The organism is Nocardioides maradonensis (assembly GCF_054777115.1).
Map to the genome: position 1 here is coordinate 336,253 of NZ_BAAHAZ010000001.1, position 20,133 is coordinate 356,385.

Below are 20,133 nucleotides of genomic sequence, written 5' to 3' on the forward strand. Positions count from 1 at the left end.
CCGCAGGCTCGGCAACCGGCGTCGGCGGCGCCGCGCTGCCGCGCTCGCAGGCGGCATCCGTAGGCCATGCCTCGGCCTGGCGGCAAGCCTTCGCTAGAAGGAGCGCAGGGAGGTCACCACGGCGTCGTACGTCGCCCGGTCCGGCGCGGCCACGAGGCCGCCCCCGAGGCGCTGCGGGTTGATCGGGCTGCCGTCGTGGGTGCCGATCGTGCCGCCCGCCTCGGTGAGGATCAGCGCGCCGGGCAGGTGGTCCCACGGCATGCTGCGGCTGTAGAGCAGGACCCGCGCCTCGCCGGCGATCAGCCGCGGGTAGTCGACACCGCAGCAGGCCCAGGTGAGCTCGAGGGTGCCCAGGCCGGGCAGGTCGCGGCCGACCCAGTGCCGCCTGGCGGTGCGGTACGGCGCAGCGCCCGGATCGGCCACCCGGAGCGGCTCCCCGTTGAGGGTGGCCCCCGCGCCGCGCTCGGCGACGTACGCCGCCTCGTGCTGGGGCTGCCAGATCCACCCCCGCACGATCTCGCCGCGGAGCACCTCGCCGACCATCACGGCGTGGTCGGGGGAGCCGTGCACGAAGTTCTTGGTGCCGTCGACCGGGTCGACGGTGAAGGTGTGCTCGGCGGCGGAGAACCGGTCGATGAGCGTCGGGTCGGCGGCCATCGCCTCCTCGCCCAGGATGAGCGCGTCCGGGTACGCCGCCTGCAACGACTCGGTGATCAGCGCCTCCGACTCGTGGTCGGCGACCGTGACGAGGTCGCCCGGGTTCTTCTCCGACACCTCGGCGTCCGCGAGGGCCCGGAAGCGCGGGGTGATGACCTCCGCGGCGACGTCCTGGAGCAGGGCGAGTACCTCAGCGGTGTCCACGAACCCAGGCTATCGGGAGCCCTCCACTAGGGTGGCGGCCGTGGCAGTCGTGGCAGTCGTGGCGGTGGTGGTGACCTTCAACCGCCTGCCCCTGCTGGAGACCCTGGTCGCGCGGCTGCGCTCGATCGATGCGCTGGACCGGGTCCTCGTCATCGACAACGCCTCGACCGACGGCACGGGCGCCTGGCTGGCCGCGAACGGTGTCGAGCACCGCACCCTCGCGACCAACACCGGGGGAGCGGGCGGCTTCCACGAGGGCCTGCGCTGGGCCGTCGAGGAGACCGACGCGGACCTGGTGTGGCTGATGGACGACGACGGGCTGCCCGATCCCGACTGCCTCGACCGTCTCCTGCAGCAGCAGGACCTCGATTTCTGGGGCCCGGTGGTGGTCGACCAGGCCGCCCCGGACCGGCTCGTCTTCCCGATCCGGCTGCCCGGCGGCACCCGGGTCGTCCACGACCTCGCCGACGTGCGTGCCGCTGCGCGCGACGGCCGCCTCGACGACATCGTCATCCCGTTCAACGGCGTCCTGGTCACCCGCGCCCTGGTCGAGCGGATCGGCTACCCCCGCGCAGAGTTCTTCATCTGGGGCGACGACCACGAGTACCGGCTCCGGGCCGAGGCCGCGGGCGCCCGCATCGCGACGATCGTCGACGCCACGGTCCGCCACCCGTCGGTGGGCAGCCTCGGCACCCCCATGATGTTCGGCAGGACGACGTACAACCACAGCCCGAGCGAGCTCAAGCACTACTGCATGGCCCGCAACAACACCGTCAACCTGCTGCGCTACCGCGGCTGGCTCCACGTGCTGCTGTTCTGGGTGAAGACGGTCTGGTTCTACCTGTTCACGCGCCCGCAGCCCGCGCGGATCGCCACGAGCGCGCGGGCGGCGTACGCCGGGCTGCGCGGCGACTTCACCGGCCACGAGAGGTACCTGCGGTGACCGAGCGCGTCGCGGTGGTCGTCGTCACCTACAACCGAGCGGACCTGCTGGCCCGGATGCTCGACGGCCTCTCCGGCCTCGACCGCGCACCCGACGCGGTGATCGTGGTCGACAACGCCAGCACCGACCACACCCCGGACGTGCTGGCGGCGAGCTCGCTGCCGGGGCTGCAGACCATCCGGACCACCGAGAACCTGGGCGGCGCCGGCGGCTTCCACCTCGGCCTCAAGGCCGCCTACGACCAGGGCTTCGACGCGATGTGGCTGATGGACGACGACGTCGTCCCGGCGCCGGACTGCCTCACCCGGCTGCTCGAGGTCGACGCGAGCTGCCTGATCAGCGTGCGCGAGGACCTGAGCGGTGAGCTGATCGAGAAGGCCGCGCTCCGCTTCGACCTGCGCAACCCGCTCGCGATCCGGCCGAAGACGGCCAGCATCGACTCGACGTACTCCTCCCGGGCCGCGATGCCGGCCACGGTCGCGGTGGAGAACGTCGCCTTCGAGGGCTTCCTGGTACGCCGCGAGGTGGTCGACCGGATCGGCCTGCCGGACCCGAGCTTCTTCATCTTCTACGACGACGTGGACTACGCGATCCGCGCCCGGCGCGCGGGCTTCCCGATCCTTGCGGTGCGCGACGCGGTGCTGGTCCGCCAGCTCGACTTCAACCAGCAGCACGACCTGTCCGGCTGGAAGGGCTACTACATGTACCGCAACCTGTTCGCGGTGCACTTCCGGTACGCCGAGAACCCGGCCGTCCGCCTCAAGCCGTGGCTGATCGCGCTCGTGGTGGTGCTGCTGAGCCCCGTGCGGGGTGGGCGGGCCGAGGCCCGCAACGTCATCCGAGCGGTGCGGGATGCGCGCCGGATGCGCCGCCCCGACCCGCGGGCTCTTCCCTGATCCGGTCGCGGGTCCGCCGCAGCTGCGGGCGGAGGCCGACGTGGTTGCCGGTCGTCATCGCCGAGATCCACACCGCGAACGCACCGACCACGGTGCCGCCGATGATGTCGCAGAAGAAGTGCCAGCCGATGTAGAGCGTGGCGAGGACCGTCAGCACCCAGAAGACCCAGGCCGCCACCCGGATCCAGCGCTGGAGCCCGAACAGCGTCACCGACAGCACGATCGTCGTCATGATCCCGACGTGCAGCGACGGGAACGCGGCGATGGTCTGCAGCGTGCCGGACGCCCACGGGTGCGCGGTGACCGCGACCCGGTCGTCCCACAGGCTGTTGACCAGGTCGGTGACGTAGGTGTGGGGGAGCGTCGCGAAGTCGGCGCGCGAGCTGTAGACGGGGCCGAGCGTCGGGACCAGCAGGTACAGCACGGCGCCGAGGACCCAGTCGACGGCCACGGCCGTGACGTACCAGGAGCCGGCCGAGGTGGACCGGGTCCACACCAGGGCGATCGCGATCGAGACGGGCACCAGGGCGATCCAGCCGATGTAGACGGCCGAGAAGAGGTGAGCCGCCAGATGGGTGCCGAGCACGTCGTGCAGCACGACCGCCGGCGTGTGCCCGCCCCAGATCCACCGGTCGATGGAGGCCAGCCGGTCGTCGTACAGGTGGTGGTTGACGAACGGGACCATGCTCTTGACGTTGCGGAAGGTCGCGTAGCAGAGGTACCAGGCGCCCAGGCCGCTCAGCGCGAACGCCCAGTGCCGGGCCGGCCAGCGCTCCTGCATCACGGAGCGGACCTCGCCCCGCCGGATCATCCGGGGTACGACGTCGAGCGCGATCGCCGCCGCCAGGATCGCCGGGAACCGCAGCATCGTGTCGTCCGCGTCACGCACCGGGAGGTGCTTGCTGACCGCCATCACGACCATCAGGATCGTCAGCAGCACGCCGCACGCCCAGGCCAGCCCGAACAGCCGCGCGGAGCGGAAAGCGGCGCTGTCCCTCATCACCCGAGCGAGGATAGTTGACGAAGACCACGTCCCTGCCGCGGCTTGCCGAAGCCGGTTCGTGGCCCGCACCCGGTTAGACTCACGCCCCGTGTCGACTGCTGATTCCCTCCCGGACCTCCTCGTCGTCGGTGCCGGATTCTTCGGCCTGACCGTGGCCGAGCGCTGTGCCACCGAGCTGGGCATCAAGGTCCTGGTGATCGACCGGCGCGACCACATCGGCGGCAACGCCTACTCCGAGTTCGAGCCGGAGACGGGCATCGAGGTGCACAAGTACGGCACCCACCTGTTCCACACCTCCAACGAGCGGGTGTGGGAGTACGTCAACCGGTTCACCACGTTCACCGACTACAAGCACCGGGTGTTCGGGAAGTACCAGGGGCAGGTCTACTCGCTGCCGATGAACCTGGGCCTGATCAACCAGTTCTTCGGCAAGTCGCACACCCCGGACGAGGCGCGGGCGCTGATCGCCGAGCAGGCCAGCGAGTTCGACACCGAGGGCGCCCAGAACCTCGAGGAGAAGGCGATCTCGCTGATCGGGCGCCCGCTGTACGAGGCGTTCATCAAGGGCTACACGGCCAAGCAGTGGGAGAAGGACCCCAAGGACCTGAGCCCGGACATCATCACCCGGCTGCCGGTCCGCTACACCTTCGACAACCGTTACTTCAACGACAAGTACGAGGGACTGCCCACCGACGGCTACACCGCGTGGCTGACCCGGATGGCCGACCACCCCAACATCGAGGTGCGCACCTCCGTCGACTTCTTCGACGTCGTCGACGACTACAAGGGCAAGGTCCCGATCGTCTACACCGGCCCGGTCGACGAGTACTTCGACTACTCCGCCGGCAAGCTCTCGTGGCGCACCGTCGACCTCGAGTCGGAGATCCTCGACGTGGACGACTACCAGGGCACCGGCGTCGTCAACGCCAACGACCCCGAGGTCCCGTTCACCCGGGAGCTGGAGTTCAAGCACCTGCACCCCGAGCGCGCGGCGTCGTACACCAAGGGCAAGACGGTGGTCGTGCGCGAGTACAGCCGCTTCGCCGAGGACGGCGACGAGCCGTACTACCCGATCAACACCGCGGACAACAGGGAGAAGATCCTGCAGTACCGCGACCTCGCCGAGAAGGAGCCGATGGTCCTGTTCGGCGGCCGGCTCGGCACCTACAAGTACCTCGACATGCACATGGCGATCGCTTCAGCGCTGTCGATGTTCGACAACAAGCTCGCGCCGCACTTCGCCGACGGTGCCGAGCTCAAGTCCGGAGGTGTGGACGAGTGACCCGCCGACTGCTGCAGCGGCAGATCATGCCGCTGGACCGTGACCTCGAGGTCATGTCGCTGTACGTCGACCTCGAGGACGCGCGCCTCGACGAGGACAAGTACGTCGTCGGCGGCGACTCCGCCGCCAAGGCGATCAACAACGCCCAGATCCGCCAGGGCACCGGCAACGGGCGCCGGGTCGCGCCCGAGCAGCTCCTGGACCGCACCCGGTTCAAGGTGCTCGCGAGCCAGAGCGTCTCGTTCGGGTCGCTGTTCAACGGCTTCCCGGCGTCGTACTGGCGGCGCTGGACCATCGTCGACCGCGTCCGGCTCGAGGTCACCGTCGAGGGCCGCGGGGCCCACGTCGTGGTCAACAAGTCGCTCGCCAACGGCAACAGCCAGCGCGTCGACGCGGCGGTCGTCACCGAGTCCGGCGAGCAGACCTTCGCCTTCGACCTCTCGCTCGGCCCGTTCGTCGACGGCGGCTGGTACTGGTACGACGTCATCGCCGGCGACACGCCCGCGGTGGTGTCCGCGCAGTGGTTCGCGGACGTGCCGGAGGACCGTGCCGAGCACGGCACCGTGGACATCGCGATCACCACGATGAACCGGCCGGACTGGTGCGCGAAGCTGCTCCAGCAGATGGCCGACCCCGACCTGCTGCCCTACCTGGACACCGTCTTCGTGATGGAGCAGGGCACCAAGCTCGTCGTCGACGACGAGGAGTTCCCCGCTGCGGAGAAGATGCTCGGCGGCAAGCTGCGCGTCCTGCAGCAGGGCAACCTCGGCGGCTCGGGCGGCTATGCGCGCGGCCAGCTGGAGTGCGTGCGCAAGGGCACGGCGACGTACGCGCTGATGATGGACGACGACGTCATCTGCGAGCCCGAGGGCATCATCCGCCAGGTCACCTTCGGTGACCTCGCGCGGCGGCCCACGATCGTCGGCGGGATGATGTTCAACATCTACTCGCGCTCGCGGCTGCACAGCTTCGGCGAGATCGTGAACCCGTGGCGGTTCCTCTGGATGACCCCGCCCGACGGGTACGGCTCGTGGGACTTCTCCACCCGCAACATCCGCTCCGCACGCTGGCTGCACAAGCGGTGCGACGTCGACTTCAACGGCTGGTTCTCCTGCCTGATCCCGCGGGTCGTGCTCGAGGAGATCGGCCTCTCGCTGCCGGTCTTCATCAAGTGGGACGACTCCGAGTACGGCCTGCGTGCCAAGGAGGCCGGCTTCCCGACGGTCACGCTGCCCGGCGCCGCCGTCTGGCACGTCCCGTGGAGCGACAAGAACGACGCGCTCGACTGGCAGGCGTACTTCCACCACCGCAACCGGCTGATCGCGGCGCTGCTGCACTCGACGTACCCCAAGGGCGGCCGGCTGCTGCGCGAGAGCCTGAACAACCAGATCGCGCACCTGGTCGGCATGCAGTACTCCACCGCGGAGCTGCGGCTCCAGGCGATGGAGGACATCCTGCAGGGCCCCGGGCACCTGCACGAGATGCTGCCGACGCGGTTGGCCGAGGTGAACGCGCTGCGCAAGCAGTTCAACGACGCCGTGCTGGTCGCCGACCGCGACGACCTCCCGCCGGTCAAGCGGGAGAAGCCGCGGGCCAAGGGCATGCACATCTCGCACGTGCCGAGCCGTCGCTCCCAGCTGATCTCGGCGGTCACCGGGCCGCTGCGCCAGCTGAAGTCGCCCCGGGCGCTGTCCCGGGAGTACCCGGAGGTCGAGATCCCGGCGCTGGACGCGAAGTGGTACCAGCTCGCGAAGTTCGACTCAGCGATCGTGTCGATGAACGACGGCACCTCGGCCGCGCTCTACCAGCGTGACCCCGAGCTGTTCCGCTCGCAGCTCAAGCGCACCCTCGCGCTGCACGAGCGGTTCCGCAAGGAGTGGCCGACGCTGGCGAAGACCTACCGCGACCAGCTCGGGGAGATCACCTCGCCCGAGGCGTGGGAGCGCACGTTCGCGCCGTGGACCGGTCAGGACGAGGGAGGCGACGCGTGAGCGACACCGTGAGCGACACCGCGCAGCAGACGTCCAGCGGCGTCACCGTGCAGCGGGTCATCGAGCCGATCAAGTTCCAGGTGTCCCGCTCGGGCGCCGAGCTGGCGCCGCCGACCGCGGACAACGGGCTGGTGGGCGTCTTCCACCGCCGCTACCTGCTCAAGTTGCTGGTACGCCGGGAGATCAGCGCCCGCTACCAGGGCTCCTTCCTGGGCCTGCTGTGGTCCTACATCAACCCGTTCGCGCACTTCGTGACCTACTGGGTCGTGATGGGCATGATCTTCGGGCTGCACAAGGACCTGCAGCACTTCGCGATCCACCTGTTCGCGGGTCTGGTCATCGTGCACTTCTTCACCGAGACCTTCGGCGCCGGCACCCGCTCGATCGTGCGCAACCGGACCATCGTGCAGAAGATGGCGATGCCGCGCGAGATGTTCCCGGTCGCGACGATGCTCACCTCGCTGTACCACGTCGGCCCGCAGGTGGTGATCCTCCTCATCGCGGCGGGCGTCACCGGCTGGACGCCGGACCCCGCCGGCATGATCGCCCTCGTCCTCGCGCTGGCGCTGATCATGATCCTCGGCCTCGCCGCCGCGCTGCTGTTCAGCGTCGCCAACGTGTTCTTCCGCGACTTCGGCAACATCGTCAACATCATCTTGATGTTCGTCCGCTTCGGCGTACCGATGATGTACTCGTACTCGATGGTGCACGAGCGCTTCGGCTCGTTCGCGAAGTACTACATGCTCGACCCGCTCGCCGAGGCCGTCGTACTGTTCCAGCGGGCGTTCTGGGTCGGCACGACCGACGACCGCGCGTACACCGTCGCCACCCAGATGCCGGACCACCTGCTGTTCCGCGGTGTCGTGATGGTGGGCGGGAGCCTGGTGCTGCTCGGCATCTGCCAGGTGATCTTCAGCCGCCTCGACAACAAGATCCCGGAGATGCTCTGAGATGGCCACCTCGATCGTCTGCGAGAACGTCACCAAGAACTTCACGCTGCGCTACCACCGCACGTTCAAGGACATCACCGTCGCGATGGCGCGCGGCAACCAGACCAGCCACACCTTCCAGGCCGTGAACGACGTGTCGTTCAGCGTCGAGCAGGGCGAGGCGGTCGGCCTGATGGGCCTGAACGGCTCGGGCAAGAGCACGCTGCTGAAGATGGTCAACGGCGTCATGCGCCCCGACGGCGGAAAGGTCCTCACCCGGGGCCGGATCGCCGGACTGATCGCCACGGGTGCGGGCTTCCACCCGCAGCTGACCGGGCGCGACAACCTGATGCTCAACGCCGCGATCCTCGGCATGTCCGACAAGGAGATCGCGCGCAAGTTCGACGCGATCGTCGACTTCGCGGGGCTGGAGAAGAAGCTCGACACCCAGGTCGGCCACTACTCCTCGGGCCAGCAGGCGCGGCTGGGGTTCGCGATCGCCGTGCACGTCGACGCCGACATCTTCCTCGCCGACGAGGTCCTGGCGGTCGGTGACCGGCCGTTCCGGCTCAAGTGCATGGACAAGATGGCCGAGATCAAGGACAGCGGCTGCACCATCGTCTACGTCAGCCACGCGACGTCCTCGGTACGCAGCATGTGCAACCGGGTCATCGTGCTGGAGGAGGGCCGGATGGTCTTCGACGGCCCGACCGACGACGGCATCCGCTTCCTCGGTTACGAGGACGAGTACGACGAGCAGACCACCGAGCTCGACGGCGACATCGACGGCGGGGACTTCGGCGGCGAGTAGCCCGGGGGAGCGCTCAGCGCTTCCGCGCGTAGCGGTAGGCCTTCAGGGCCTTCTGCCCGGCCGGGTTCTCGCCGAGCCGGCGGACGACCTTCTCGCGCAGCCGGTACGTCGGGCGCAGGTAGGACCGCTCCAGGCGGCGCTCGGTCTCGCCGAGCTGCGTCCGGAGCCGCTCGATCTCGCGCCGAGCCTCCGCGGCCTCGCCCAGCAGCGCGCTGATCGCGGTCAGCGCGGCGTCGGCCACCTGGGCCTCGTCCGGCTCGTCCGGGTCGTCCCAGACCTCGGCCTGAGTGCTGGCGCCCGCGCCGCGCAGCTCGGCCAGGTCGCCGATGACGTGGTAGCCGCGCTCCGCGATCTCCGCGCACCAGGCGGCCTCGACGTCTTGCACCCACGGCAGCAGCGACGGCGGCACCGACAGGCGCGGTGAGGACGTGCGCAGCGACAGGGTCTGGTGGGCGAGGAGCTCACGCACCAGCGGGCGGTAGTCGGCGGGCTGCAGGTCGGCGTTGACGGCGCGGTTGATCCGGCGTACGAGGGTCGTCTCGGGCACGCCGAGCGACGGGTTCGCGCGCTCGCTGCCGAGCTCGAGGTCGAGGCCGCCGAGGCCGAACGCCTCGACGAAGCGCTCCCACAGCAGCCCGGACGGCGACCCCGGGGGAGGCACGGTGATCAGGTGCACGCGCTCCGGCGGGATGTCGGCGGCCCAGCGGGCGAGGATGTCCGGGATCTCCTGGACGCCCCAGAACCAGGAGCCCACGCGGCCGGTGCGGTCCGGGTCGGTCACCTGGTCGAGGAACTGGCGGTAGCTGAGCGTCGCGCGGTGCTTGACGTTCTCCTGCCACTCGGCCGGGAGCTGGCGCTGCAGGTCGCGGACCGAGAGCAGCACGTGGATCTCGACGCCCTCGTCGCGGCCCAGCGAGGTCAGCGCCCGGTCGACCTGCGCGCGACCGGCGCGGGCGAGGATCTCGTGGCTGATGATGACGGTGTGCGCCCGGCTCTCGGGCGTGGAGCGCACCTGCTCGGCGAGCCGGTCCCAGGCACCGATCGCCTGCTGCTCCAGGCCGCCCCAGGGCAGCTGCATCAGGTCGAGCGCGGCCAGGAAGTGCGCGTCGAAGCGGTCGGCCGGGTAGAGGATGCCGGCGTCGTTGAGCAGCGTGCGCCGGTTGCGCAGGAGCACGTCCTGCAGGTACGACGTCCCGGTCTTCGGCGTACCGACGTGCACCAGGATGCGTCGAGTCATGAGACCCCTTCCCGCGGGTCGAGCAGCAGTTCCAGCGCCCGGTCGAGCACGTCGCCGTCGCGGTGGAACGCGGACGCCGACGCGGGGGCCGGGAGCAGCCCGTCCAGCGAGCCGAGCACAGGGTATCCGGCCTGCCGCAGCAGGCTCCGCTGGCGTTCGGCGTACGCCGTGAGCCGGTCGTGCCAGGGAGCGGGGACCGTCAGCGGCCCGGTCGGGCGGGTGGCCTCGGGGACCAGCGACTCCAGCAGCAGGTGGCGTCGGCGCTCCGGGGAGACCAGCACGCCGAGCGGCCTCCCGACCCAGCGGGCCAGGTCGACCGCGACCGGGTCGAAGGCCGGGGTGGGGCGCAGGCCGGCGACGGGCTGCGGGCCGACGACCACGAGCGTGTGGCGTACGCCGACCTCGGCGGCCACGCGGTGGGCCTGCTTCGCGAGCCGCAGGGCCGGGGGAGGGACCTCGGAGCGGATCCGGTTGGTCATCCAGTCCTGCGGGCCGAGGACGCCGCCGGAGACCGCCTGGTGGCCCCACGCACGCAGGGCCACGGTGGCGAAGTCGTCGGTGAGGACCATCGCCCGGCGGCCGGTCCGGGCGCGCCCGCGGGCGGCCTGCTGGATCTCGGCCAGCGCCACCGCCCACGGGTCGCCGTCGAGGCGCACGCCACGCACGAGGGGGAGCGGCCGTCGTGGCGCGCGCTCGGGCAGGGCGGCGAGCCGGCGGGCGAGCGGGCCGGCGACGACGGGCAGCAGGTCGCGTGCCGGGAGCCGGCTGGGGCGGACCGCCGGCGGACCGAACGGCCACTCGTCCTCGCCGACCAGGCGGAGGTCGCCGCGGTTGCGGTCGGTGATGCCGTCGACGAGCAGCGCGCGGGCGAGCTCCGGGGAGACCCGGCGCCCGGAGGCGGCCGCGGCGATGTTCAGTCGGCGCAGCGACTCGAGCTGCTGCGCCGCCGGGAAGAAGGGAAGCCGGGGCTCGGCGGTGACCGTCGACTCCCGCCACGGGGTGACCGATCCGTCGAGCAGGGCGGCCAGCCATCCCCAGGCGCGGCCGGAGGCCTGGGTGGGGGATCGCTGCACGGCTCCAAGGGTAGAGGGCAGGGTCCGCGTTCCTGCGCAGCCACCAGGAACCTCTAAAGTGGCGCCCGTGGCAACCGAGGTGCGGCGCAGGGTCGTCCTGCACATCGGGGCCATGAAGACCGGGACGACGTACCTGCAGGGCAAGGCGTACGCGAACCGTGAGTCGCTCGAGGCCGCCGGCGTGTCGATGCCCGGGGTGCGCTGGGCCGACGTCGTCTGGGGCGTGCAGGACCTGCTCGGGATGGGCAAGGGCGACGCCGACCTGCAGCGCCGCAACCAGGGTCGGTGGCAGGCGGTCGTCGACATGGTGCACGCGGCGACGACGCGCACCTCGCTGCTCACCATGGAGTTCTTCGCGTTCGCGAACCGCAGCCAGGCCCGCCGTGCGGTGGAGTCGTTCGCCGACTGCGACGTCGAAGTGGTCCTGACGGTCCGGGACACCGCTGCCGTCGTACCGGCCCTGTGGCAGACCACCGTCACCAGCGGGGGCACGGTGACCTGGCCGCGCTTCCGCACGGCCTTCCGGTGGGCGGCGCGTGGTCGCGGCACCGGCGCCGCCGTGCTCAGCAAGGTGCGGCTGCCGACCGCCGTGCGTTTCCAGGAGGCGGTGAACATCGCCCGGATCCTCCGGGTGTGGACCGCCGTCCTGCCGGCGGAGCGGATCCACGTGGTCGTCGTACCGGGTCCCGACTCTCCGCGCGACCGGCTCTGGCAGCTGTTCTGCGAGGTGCTCGAGGTCGACCCGGCCGCGGCCCCCGAGCCCGGCAGGAACGCCAACGAGTCCCTCGGCTATCCGTCGGCCGAGCTGGTTCGTCGGGTCAACGAGATCATCGAGATCGAGCGGGTCCGCCACCACACCGTCGTCAAGGACGACCTGGGCCACAACACCCTCGGGCGCCGACGCTCGGTCGAGCGGCGGGCCCGGCTGGACCCGCGGACGCTCGAGGCCGCGCTGCGCTGGAACGCCGCGACCCGCGAGGTGATCGCCGGCTCTGGCGTACGCGTCCACGGCGACCTCGCCGACCTTCCGGTGACCGCGCAGCCCTCGCACGCCGTCGAGGTGCGGCACGAGCCGCCCACCGACGCCGAGCTGCTCGAGGCGGCCGAGTTCGGCCTGCGCCGGATGCGCCGGCTCGTCGACCGACGCTCCCGGCGGCTGTTCAAGCCCGAGCGCGCCAAGCGCTTCAAGCGCCGCCTGCGCCGGGCTTCGGTCGGCCCCGCCGAGTGGGGGAGCACGCCCGACCCGGTGGCCACCGCGGTCTCCGACCTGGTCCTGTACGCCGACGGCCTGATCCGTCTGCGCAAGGCGCGTGACGAGCGTCGTCAGCGCCGCGCCGCCCGCGCCGGCTCTTAGCGCGAGCCAGCCGAGTTCCGACCTCTGGTCGACCGAAACCCTGGATTCGGTCGACCAGAGCTCAGGACTCGGCGCGCGGGCCGATGAGATCTTCAGGAATCTCGTGTTCATCGGCGTGTCGAGTGGAAATTACATCATTGTAGTTACTCACGAACTCTTCCCAACCGGTGTGACTGGTGTGAAAGTTGCTGCTCGTGTGGTTCCTTCCCCCCACACGATGGAGCAACTGTCATGTCTGAGCAGCCGACCCCGCGGGCCCTCCGCACCCGGTTCGTGACCGTGTGTCAGCAGGTCCTCGCCCTGGCTGTCGTCCTCGCCGTCCTCACGCCGGCCGCCCGCACGATCACCATGGACGTGCGGCCCATGCCGCTGGGCGGGGAGACCCCGCGGGTCGGTGCGGCCACGCTGTCGGCGTACGTCCGGGCCAGCTCGACGCCCTCCGTCGTCCCTGCGGGCGTCGTCAAGGCGAAGGTCGCGAACTACGCCCTCGGGGCCGCGAGCGGCTCGACCTTCGCCCCGCGGGTCTCCGCGCGGGGTGGCACCTCGATCCTCACCCGCGCGCTGCCGGTGAAGGACTTCGGCGCGGTCGGTGTGTCCTGGGCGCCCGGCCAGAAGGTCCGCTGGTCCGCCCTCTCGATCCAGGCGCGGACCCGGACCGGCGGGGCCTGGTCGGGCTGGACCGCGCTCGGAGCCGACGACGTCTCGCCCGACGCCGGGACGGCGGAGGCGCGCGGCGAGCGCGGTGGCACCGAGGCGCTGTTCGTCGGCCGCGTCGACCGCGTGCAGGTCCGGGTCAGCAGCTCCCGCCCCGTGCCGCACGGCATGCGGCTGTCGGTCATCGACCCGGGTACGCCGAAGCGCACCCGCCTGGAGCGCCCCGCCATCGACACCGGTCGGCTCAACGGCACCCCGGGTGACCAGCAGGCCCTGCTCCGGCGTACGACGACGTCGTCGACCACCACGACCACCACCACCACCACCACCACGACCACCTCGACGCTCGCCGCGTCGGGCGTGACCCCGAAGCCGCAGATCTACTCGCGGGCGCAGTGGGGCGCGGACGAGCGGATGCGGGACGCGTCGTCCCTGCACTACGGCCAGGTCCACGCGGGCTTCATCCACCACACGGTCCAGGCGAACAACTACACGCGGGCCGAGGTGCCGGCGCTGATCCGGGCCGATTACTACTACCACACGCAGGTCCGCGGCTGGAGCGACATCGGCTACAACTACCTGGTCGACCGCTTCGGCCGGATCTGGGAGGGCCGGTACGGCGGCGTCGACCGCGACCCCGTCGGCGCGCACACCCTGGGCTACAACGACGACGCCTTCGCCGCGTCGGCCATCGGCAACTACCAGGAGGTCCAGCCGACGAACGCGATGGTGCAGGCCTACGCCGCCCTCTTCGCGTGGAAGCTCTCGCTGGCCGGCGTGCGGGCGAACTCCACCCACCAGTGGGTGACCAAGCGCTACCTGAACGCGATCAACGGGCACCGCGACGTCGGCCAGACGCTGTGCCCGGGCAAGTACCTCTACGCGAAGATCCCCACGATCCGCACGCTGGCCACGCAGCTCCAGGCGAGCTGGGCGGAGCGGGGGCTGCACTCCAACCTGGCGGGCACCACCGGTCCGGACCTGATCGCCCGGCGTACCAACGACGGCGAGGGCGTGATCCTGCCGATCAACGTGAACTCCGACGGCATCCCGTCGCTGGGCAGGCCGATCGACACCCGCATCGACCTGACCGGTGTCACCACGCTGCTCAAGGTCGGTGACTGGGACGGCGACGGGTTCGGCGACGTCGTCGTACGCCGCAAGGCCGACCCGCAGGACCTCTGGCTCTACCGCGGCAACGGCCGGGGCACCTTCGCCGCCCCGACGCTGCTGACCTCGGCGATGAAGGGCGTGCAGATGCTGGCGCCGGTCGGCGACTTCAACGGCGACGGCCACCCGGACCTGATGGGCGAGACGTCCACCGGCCCGATGTGGCTGTTCCCCGGCTACGGGGTGAACGGCGTCGGCGTCGGGTACGCCGTGAGCGGCCACGTGCCCGTGCGCAAGCAGATGGGCGTGGGCCGGTGGGACGCCGACGGCGCACCCGACGTCCTGGTCCGTACGTCGACCTCGACGCTCACCGTCTACTACGGCAACGGCCCCGGCCTGCTGAACGGCTCGCAGACGCTGGCCTTCGACGCCTCGCCGTACGACCAGGTGGTGGCGGTGTCCTCGGCCAACAACGACGGGCACACCGACCTCGTGGTCCGCGACGGCAACGGCCGGATGTGGGTGGTGCCGGGCACCACCGGGCTGACGCCGCGCACGCCCATCCCCGTCGGCTACGCGAAGGGGTACAACCTGTTCGGTTGAGAGGCTCCCAGACGGGTCCTGGTTGCTCAGGCAGGGAAGCGGCTGGTCGTGCGCTCGGCGTGTTCTATCGCCTGGAGCCGCGACGGGTCGGCCTGAGCGACCAGGACCAGCGAGCCGCCGCGAACGAGCGGCTCGAGGAAGGTCGCGAGCCCCGGTGGGGAAGCCGGGTTCGCGACCGACAGGAGGCGGCCGCCGTCGGTGAGGAGACTCCCGACGGCGGCCGCCTCCAGCATCTCCGCCTGCGAGGTCGCCGGCTCGTCGTGGGCGAGGTCGGCGCCGGTGGGGGCGTCGTACGGGAGGAACGCGTCGGGCTGCGACCAGATCTCGATACCGACGTCGTGCACGCCGGGCGGCACCGGCTCGCGGAACCGGACGCCCAGGGGGAGCAGCGAGCAGGCCAGGACCTCGGTGGTCGCGGTGCGGGCGGCCCAGGCGTCGAGCGTGCCGGGGCCGCAGACGACCGCGTGCGGGGCGTCGTCGCCGGACAGGGTGAGGCCGGCGGTCCAGGCCGCCCCGAGGAAGACCGTGCCGAGCCAGTGGGTGGGCAGGTCGATCCGGATCGTGTCGCCACGTTCGAGCCCCAGCTCGTCGACGAGCAGCGAGGACGCCTTCGCCACCCAGTTGGCGTAGGTCGTCACCGACAGCTCCACGCGCTCGCCCGTGCTGTCGTCGTAGAAGGTGACGAGCGGCTGGCCGGGATCACGGCGCAGGCGGTCGGCGAGGACGGCGGCGAAGGTGTCGGGTGTGGCCACGGTCAGAGCGTAGGAGGCGCCCCGTTACTGTCTGCCGCATGTCCGAGAGCATCGAGGGTTTCTGGGCCGTGATCCCCTGCGGGGGAGCAGGCACCCGGCTGTGGCCGCTCTCGCGGTCCGGGTCGCCGAAGTTCCTGCACGACCTGACCGGTCACGGCCGGACGCTGCTGGAGCAGACCCACGACCGGCTCGCGCCGCTCGCCGACGACCGCTTCCTCGTCGTCACCGGCGAGCGCCACCGCGACGCGGTGCGCGCGCAGCTCACCGAGCTCGGGGACGACGCCGTCTGGGCCGAGCCCTCGGCACGTGACTCGATGGCGGCCATCGGCCTCGCCGCGGCGGTCCTGGAGGCCCAGGGCGCCGAGGTGATGGGCTCCTTCGCCGCCGACCACGTCATCAACGAGTCCGAGGCCTTCGCCGAGACGGTACGCCGAGCCGTGGCCGCCGCCCGCGAGGGCTGGCTGGTCACCATCGGCATCGAGCCGACGTTCCCGTCCTCGGCCTTCGGCTACATCCACCAGGGCGAGCCGCTGCCCGGGCTGGACGGCGCCTACCGCGTCGTGGAGTTCGTGGAGAAGCCGTCGGTCCCCGTCGCGCAGGAGTACGTCGCGACCGGGCACTTCCGCTGGAACGCCGGCATGTTCGTCGTACGACCCACGGTGCTGCTGGACCTGCTCGGCGAGCGCGACCCGGAGTTCGCGAATTCCCTGCGGGCGATCGCGGCCGACCCGTCGCGGCTGGGTGAGCTCTGGGAGACGCTCCCGCGGATCGCGATCGACCACGCCGTCGCCGAGCCGGCCGCCGCGGCCGGCCGGGTCGCCGTCGTACCGGGTGCGTTCGACTGGGACGACGTGGGCGACTTCGACTCGCTGGCCGGGCTGCTCGGCGACCGCCACGAGCTCACCGTCCTCGGCGACCCCGGGCTGCTGCACGCCGAGGAGGCCACCGGCCTGGTCGTGCCCGCCGCCGGCCGGATCGTGGCCGTGGTCGGCCTCGACGACGTCGTGGTCATCGACACCCCCGACGCGCTGCTGGTCACCACCCGCGACCGGGCCCAGGCCGTGAAGTCGGTCGTGGCGGCCCTCAAGGACAAGGGCCGGTCCGACCTCACGTAGAACTGCGCGAGCCGCGCGCGCAGCTGCCCTCCGTAGGTGGCAGCTGCGCGTGGCGGCAAGCCTGGCGGTGGTCCTGCCCTACTGCGTCGGCATCTGGTAGCCGCCGATGGGCTCGGGGGCGTCGGTGTAGGGGTACTTCTTCATGAAGTCGGCCAGGGCCGCCCCGCTCGGGGCCGAGCAGTACTGCCAGACCCCCAGGGCCTTGCCGGTGGTGCCGCCCGCGGTCCAGTGCGTGAAGGCGATGTGGGTGCCGTCGGGGAAGGTCGTCGGCTGACCCTGCTTGACCTGCTTCTGGTCGGCAGCGGTCCACGGGACGGCCTTGAAGGAGAGCCGGTTGTTGGTGTCGTTGACGTCGAGGACCCGGGCGATGCCCTTGATCTGGTCCATGAAGCTGGAGTTCGCCGCGGCGGTCTGGTCGTACCAGAGGATCGTGTAGCCGTGCTCGAGGTTGTGCACGAGCTGCTCGAGGCGGATCGGGTCGGACTCGGCGTAGAAGCGCTGCTCCATCGGGGCCGGCGCGACACCGGCGACGTTCCAGTGCTTGCCGTACGCCGGCGGCGCGTGGTCGTAGGTGACCGTGGTGCCCTGCGGCACGTGCTGCTGGGCCTTGCCCGCGTCGCGCGTGATGATCGGCTGGCACACCGACGCGGCCGCACCGATGTCGCTGAGCGCCTTGCCCTTGTACTTCTGGTTCTCGGCCCAGTCCTTGATCGGCTTGTACGCCGCCGCCCCGATGATGCCCAGCGCGACGATCACGCAGATCGCCACGATCATCGTGCCCTGCCGGTTGGCGGCGCGCTTCTGCTTGCGCCGGATGTCGTCGATGACCTTCTGGCGCTCCGAGCGTTCGGACTTGCTGGGCTTGGCCACGGTCGCAGTACCTCGAGGTCTTGTCAGGCGAAACGGTCGGCGTGAGTCTACGGAAGTCGTGGGCGGAGGCGCAGACGGCCACCGGTTGGTGAGCACGTCCAGCCGTGCGCGAACGCGACCGCTCCCGTGACCTCGCCCCGGTCCGCGCCGCACTCGAGTCCGTCCTCGACGCGGGTCGTCTCCACCCCGACCCGCGCCAGCACGTCACGGAGCTCCTCGGCGGTGACGGGGGCGCCGAACGCCACGGCGTCGTCAGGGTCTCCGGTCAGCGCACGGAGCACGGCCTCGCGGGCGCCGTACCCGAACAGGTCGCCGCCGTCGGCGCGGATCAGCGCCACCGCGCCGGTCCCGTCGTCGCCGGGGGCGAGCACCAGGTCGGCCCGGCCCCGCACGACCGCGCAGGGCCGCGCCCCGAGCTTGCCCTGGGCGAGCTCGGCCGCCGAGGCGATCTCGTCGGCGACGGCCGGTGCGGTGACGACGAGCGGGTTGCCGTGGGCGTCCTCGCGCCCGACGAAGCTCTCCGCGACGACGACGCCGGCCGCCCCGATCGCGATGTCGGTCTGGCCCTCGCGCCAGGCGCGGCCGGCCGTGTCGGTCACGATCACGCCCACGTTGCGGCCCGTGCGCGACGCCACCGCCGAGCGCAGGGCACGCGCGGAGCGGTCCGGGTCCTCCGGCAGCAGCACGATCGAGCCGACCGCCACGTTGGACGCGTCGACGCCGGCCGCGGCCATGGTGAGCCCGAGGCGGTTGCGCACGATGCGCGTGGCGCCACGGGTCGCGACGACCCGGTCGGTCTCGCGGGTGATCCACTCCTCGCGGTCGCCAGTCACGACCCGGCCCTCGGCCTTGCTGACCACCTTGCTGGTGACCACCACGATGTCGCCGTCGCGCAGGTCGAGCAGCGGCAGCAGCACGTCGGCGAGGTCGGTGCCCTCGGCGATCTCCGGCACCCCGTCGGGGGCGACGACCTCGAGCATCAGACGAGCGCGATCGCGGCGGCGGCCATGGCCGCGGTGGCGTCGTGGTCCGTCATCATCAGCGGTACGGCGGCGCAGGCGATCCCCGCCGCGGTCACCCGCTCCACCTGGGCGGCGTCCCGGGTGTCGACGAGCCAGCCGTCGAGCACCCCGCCGGCGCTCCGGGCGCCGTAGTCGAGCGCCACCCCGGCGGCGCTCACCTCCACGCCGATCGAGGTGAGCATCTGCTCGGCCATCCCGCGCACGTGCGACTCCCCGACGATGGGGGAGAGGCCCACGACGGGGGCGGCCGTGGCGCGGACGGCGTCGCGGATGCCGGGCACGCCGAGGATCGTGCCGATCGAGACGACCGGGTTCGACGGCGGCAGCACGACCAGGTCGGTCTCGGCGATGGCCTCGAGGACGCCCGGCGCGGGCGTGCTGTTCTCGATCCCGACCGCGACGACCGTCTCGGCGGGGACCTCGGCGTGCAGCCGCACCCAGTACTCCTGGAAGTGCATCACCCGGCGCCCGCTCGCGGCCTCCGCGTCGGCGACCGCCACGTGGGTCTCCACGCGATCGTCGGTCATCGGCAGCAGGCGCAGCGCGTCGCCGTACACCGGCGTCAGCCAGCGCCGGCACAGCGCGTCGGTGACCTGGGACAGCGGGTAGCCGGCCTCCAGCATCTGCGTGCGCACCAGGTGGGTGGCGATGTCGCGGTCGCCGAGGCCGAACCAGGTCGGCTCGACGCCGTACGCCGCCAGCTCCTCCTTCGCGCTCCACGTCTCGGCCCGCCGGCCCCAGCCGCGGTCCAGATCGATGCCGTCGCCGAGGGTGTACATCACGGTGTCCAGGTCGGGGCAGACCTTGAGCCCGTGGATCCACCAGTCGTCGCCGGTGTTGGCGATCACGGTGACCGCCGCGTCGGGCGCGACACCGGGCAGCGTGCCGCCGCGGATGCCGTGCAGGAGGCCCTGCAGGAACTTCGCCCCGCCCATGCCTCCGGAGAGCACGGTCAGGCGGCGGATCGGCTCACTTCGCATGGCACAACTGTGCCCGAACGGTCTCCGCGGCCGGGACGGAGGCCTGATCAGGTACGGGACCGCCGGGTTATAGCAGGGTTCGGGGTTGACTCACGGGTATGACATGCGTGTAATTTCATCTGTGTCGTTCTCCGGCGTGGCCGGTTGACAGGGGAAGTTCGACAGGCGCTTCCGGCGGGGGACGGCGAACGCAGGCGGATCATCCGTCTGGGGTCGAAAGGGGCGGAACCGTGAGGGAACTATTTCTCGTAGAGGCGGAGTCCGAGGAGACCGGTTGGCAGGAGCGCGCGCTGTGCGCCCAGACCGATCCCGAGGCATTCTTCCCGGAGAAGGGCGGCTCGACGCGCGAGGCCAAGAAGGTCTGCCAGACCTGCGAGGTCCGCGGTGAGTGCCTGGAGGCCGCGCTCGGCAACGACGAGCGCTTCGGCATCTGGGGCGGGCTCTCCGAGCGCGAGCGTCGCAAGCTGAAGAAGAGGGCGGTCTGATGGCGCGAGCGCGTCGCCGCTGACCGGCGTTCTCCCTGGGTTCTCCCCGTCTCTTCGTTCCGGGGAGAACCCAGGCTCGACGCCGGCGGCGCCGCGCTGCCGCGCGCGCGGTTGCCTCGCGCAGGGCTCACCTGAGCCTGGCGGCAAGGCTTTCGTGCCTGG

The 20,133-nt window shown here is 71.3% G+C and carries 18 protein-coding genes; 10 read left to right on the forward strand and 8 right to left on the reverse strand.

The annotated features are described in order from the left end of the window. Positions 1-93: 93 nt before the first annotated feature. The gene (locus ACYVAQ_RS01440) at positions 94-861 is read right to left on the reverse strand and encodes an inositol monophosphatase family protein (protein ID WP_460786648.1); all 768 of its coding nucleotides are present in this window, start codon (positions 859-861) and stop codon (positions 94-96) included. A gap of 40 nt (positions 862-901) precedes the next feature. On the opposite strand from ACYVAQ_RS01440, the gene ACYVAQ_RS01445 reads away from it, so the two are divergent. Both ACYVAQ_RS01445 and ACYVAQ_RS01450 read left to right on the forward strand, forming a co-directional pair. Then, positions 902-1,804 carry a glycosyltransferase family 2 protein gene (locus ACYVAQ_RS01445; protein WP_460786649.1) on the forward strand — a complete coding sequence of 301 codons (903 nt, stop codon included), beginning with the start codon at positions 902-904 and terminating at the stop codon, positions 1,802-1,804. Further along, positions 1,801-2,700 carry a glycosyltransferase family 2 protein gene (locus ACYVAQ_RS01450; RefSeq protein WP_460786650.1) on the forward strand — a complete coding sequence of 300 codons (900 nt, stop codon included), beginning with the start codon at positions 1,801-1,803 and terminating at the stop codon, positions 2,698-2,700. The genes ACYVAQ_RS01445 and ACYVAQ_RS01450 overlap by 4 nt, the downstream gene beginning before the upstream one ends. On the opposite strand, the gene ACYVAQ_RS01455 is transcribed toward ACYVAQ_RS01450, so the two are convergent. After that, positions 2,639-3,700, reverse strand: coding sequence for a phosphatase PAP2 family protein (locus ACYVAQ_RS01455; RefSeq protein ID WP_460786710.1), 1,062 nt, complete (start codon positions 3,698-3,700; stop codon positions 2,639-2,641). The two genes, ACYVAQ_RS01450 and ACYVAQ_RS01455, sit on opposite strands and share 62 nt — an antisense overlap. A gap of 91 nt (positions 3,701-3,791) precedes the next feature. Between ACYVAQ_RS01455 and glf the strand changes: the two genes are divergently transcribed. Genes glf through ACYVAQ_RS01475 form a run of 4 tightly spaced genes read left to right on the forward strand, consistent with a single transcriptional unit; the run spans position 3,792 to position 8,716 of the window. Continuing rightward, positions 3,792-4,985 (forward strand): UDP-galactopyranose mutase, encoded by a 1,194-nt coding sequence (glf, locus tag ACYVAQ_RS01460; protein WP_460786652.1) that lies wholly within the window; start codon positions 3,792-3,794, stop codon positions 4,983-4,985. Beyond that, positions 4,982-6,976, forward strand: a complete 1,995-nt coding sequence (locus ACYVAQ_RS01465) for a glycosyltransferase (RefSeq protein ID WP_460786653.1) — start codon at positions 4,982-4,984, stop codon at positions 6,974-6,976. Before glf ends, ACYVAQ_RS01465 begins: the two co-directional genes overlap by 4 nt. Beyond that, entirely contained in the window at positions 6,973-7,926 is a 954-nt protein-coding gene (locus ACYVAQ_RS01470) for an ABC transporter permease (protein ID WP_460786654.1), read from the forward strand. The genes ACYVAQ_RS01465 and ACYVAQ_RS01470 overlap by 4 nt, the downstream gene beginning before the upstream one ends. A 1-nt stretch (position 7,927) precedes the next feature. Continuing rightward, positions 7,928-8,716, forward strand: coding sequence for an ABC transporter ATP-binding protein (locus tag ACYVAQ_RS01475; RefSeq protein WP_460786655.1), 789 nt, complete (start codon positions 7,928-7,930; stop codon positions 8,714-8,716). Positions 8,717-8,729: 13 nt separating this feature from the next. On the opposite strand, the gene ACYVAQ_RS01480 is transcribed toward ACYVAQ_RS01475, so the two are convergent. Both ACYVAQ_RS01480 and ACYVAQ_RS01485 read right to left on the reverse strand, forming a co-directional pair. Continuing rightward, positions 8,730-9,953, reverse strand: coding sequence for a hypothetical protein (locus ACYVAQ_RS01480; RefSeq protein WP_460786656.1), 1,224 nt, complete (start codon positions 9,951-9,953; stop codon positions 8,730-8,732). Next, positions 9,950-11,026, reverse strand: coding sequence for a hypothetical protein (locus ACYVAQ_RS01485; RefSeq protein ID WP_460786657.1), 1,077 nt, complete (start codon positions 11,024-11,026; stop codon positions 9,950-9,952). The genes ACYVAQ_RS01480 and ACYVAQ_RS01485 overlap by 4 nt, the downstream gene beginning before the upstream one ends. A gap of 67 nt (positions 11,027-11,093) precedes the next feature. Between ACYVAQ_RS01485 and ACYVAQ_RS01490 the strand changes: the two genes are divergently transcribed. Then, positions 11,094-12,380, forward strand: coding sequence for a hypothetical protein (locus tag ACYVAQ_RS01490; RefSeq protein ID WP_460786658.1), 1,287 nt, complete (start codon positions 11,094-11,096; stop codon positions 12,378-12,380). A 231-nt stretch (positions 12,381-12,611) separates the two neighbouring features. After that, entirely contained in the window at positions 12,612-14,747 is a 2,136-nt protein-coding gene (locus tag ACYVAQ_RS01495; protein ID WP_460786659.1) for an FG-GAP-like repeat-containing protein, read from the forward strand. A gap of 26 nt (positions 14,748-14,773) precedes the next feature. On the opposite strand, the gene ACYVAQ_RS01500 is transcribed toward ACYVAQ_RS01495, so the two are convergent. After that, positions 14,774-15,499 carry a TIGR03089 family protein gene (locus ACYVAQ_RS01500; RefSeq protein WP_460786660.1) on the reverse strand — a complete coding sequence of 242 codons (726 nt, stop codon included), beginning with the start codon at positions 15,497-15,499 and terminating at the stop codon, positions 14,774-14,776. A 38-nt stretch (positions 15,500-15,537) separates the two neighbouring features. On the opposite strand from ACYVAQ_RS01500, the gene ACYVAQ_RS01505 reads away from it, so the two are divergent. Continuing rightward, positions 15,538-16,614, forward strand: a complete 1,077-nt coding sequence (locus ACYVAQ_RS01505) for a mannose-1-phosphate guanylyltransferase (RefSeq protein WP_460786661.1) — start codon at positions 15,538-15,540, stop codon at positions 16,612-16,614. Between the two features lie 78 nt (positions 16,615-16,692). Here ACYVAQ_RS01505 and ACYVAQ_RS01510 read toward each other — a convergent pair whose 3' ends face one another. Genes ACYVAQ_RS01510 through cofD form a run of 3 tightly spaced genes read right to left on the reverse strand, consistent with a single transcriptional unit; the run spans position 16,693 to position 19,486 of the window. Next, complete coding sequence (locus ACYVAQ_RS01510; protein WP_460786662.1) at positions 16,693-17,484, reverse strand: DUF3105 domain-containing protein; 792 nt, start codon at positions 17,482-17,484, stop codon at positions 16,693-16,695. Between the two features lie 47 nt (positions 17,485-17,531). Beyond that, complete coding sequence (cofE, locus tag ACYVAQ_RS01515) at positions 17,532-18,464, reverse strand: coenzyme F420-0:L-glutamate ligase (protein ID WP_460786663.1); 933 nt, start codon at positions 18,462-18,464, stop codon at positions 17,532-17,534. After that, entirely contained in the window at positions 18,464-19,486 is a 1,023-nt protein-coding gene (gene cofD, locus ACYVAQ_RS01520; RefSeq protein WP_460786664.1) for a 2-phospho-L-lactate transferase, read from the reverse strand. Before cofD ends, cofE begins: the two co-directional genes overlap by 1 nt. A gap of 230 nt (positions 19,487-19,716) precedes the next feature. Here cofD and ACYVAQ_RS01525 point away from each other — a divergent pair, with 230 nt between their 5' ends. Continuing rightward, positions 19,717-19,971 carry a WhiB family transcriptional regulator gene (locus tag ACYVAQ_RS01525; protein WP_460786665.1) on the forward strand — a complete coding sequence of 85 codons (255 nt, stop codon included), beginning with the start codon at positions 19,717-19,719 and terminating at the stop codon, positions 19,969-19,971. Positions 19,972-20,133: the final 162 nt, after the last annotated feature.

Excerpts from the sequence above, each read along its gene's own strand:
- ACYVAQ_RS01455 (WP_460786710.1), bottom strand. The coding sequence starts at position 3,700 with ATGAGGGACAGCGCCGCTTTCCGCTCCGCGCGGCTGTTCGGGCTGGCC.
- ACYVAQ_RS01475 (WP_460786655.1), top strand. The coding sequence starts at position 7,928 with ATGGCCACCTCGATCGTCTGCGAGAACGTCACCAAGAACTTCACGCTG.
- ACYVAQ_RS01480 (WP_460786656.1), bottom strand. The coding sequence starts at position 9,953 with ATGACTCGACGCATCCTGGTGCACGTCGGTACGCCGAAGACCGGGACG.
- ACYVAQ_RS01495 (WP_460786659.1), top strand. The coding sequence starts at position 12,612 with ATGTCTGAGCAGCCGACCCCGCGGGCCCTCCGCACCCGGTTCGTGACC.
- ACYVAQ_RS01505 (WP_460786661.1), top strand. The coding sequence starts at position 15,538 with ATGTCCGAGAGCATCGAGGGTTTCTGGGCCGTGATCCCCTGCGGGGGA.
- cofE (WP_460786663.1), bottom strand. The coding sequence starts at position 18,464 with ATGCTCGAGGTCGTCGCCCCCGACGGGGTGCCGGAGATCGCCGAGGGC.
- cofD (WP_460786664.1), bottom strand. The coding sequence starts at position 19,486 with ATGCGAAGTGAGCCGATCCGCCGCCTGACCGTGCTCTCCGGAGGCATG.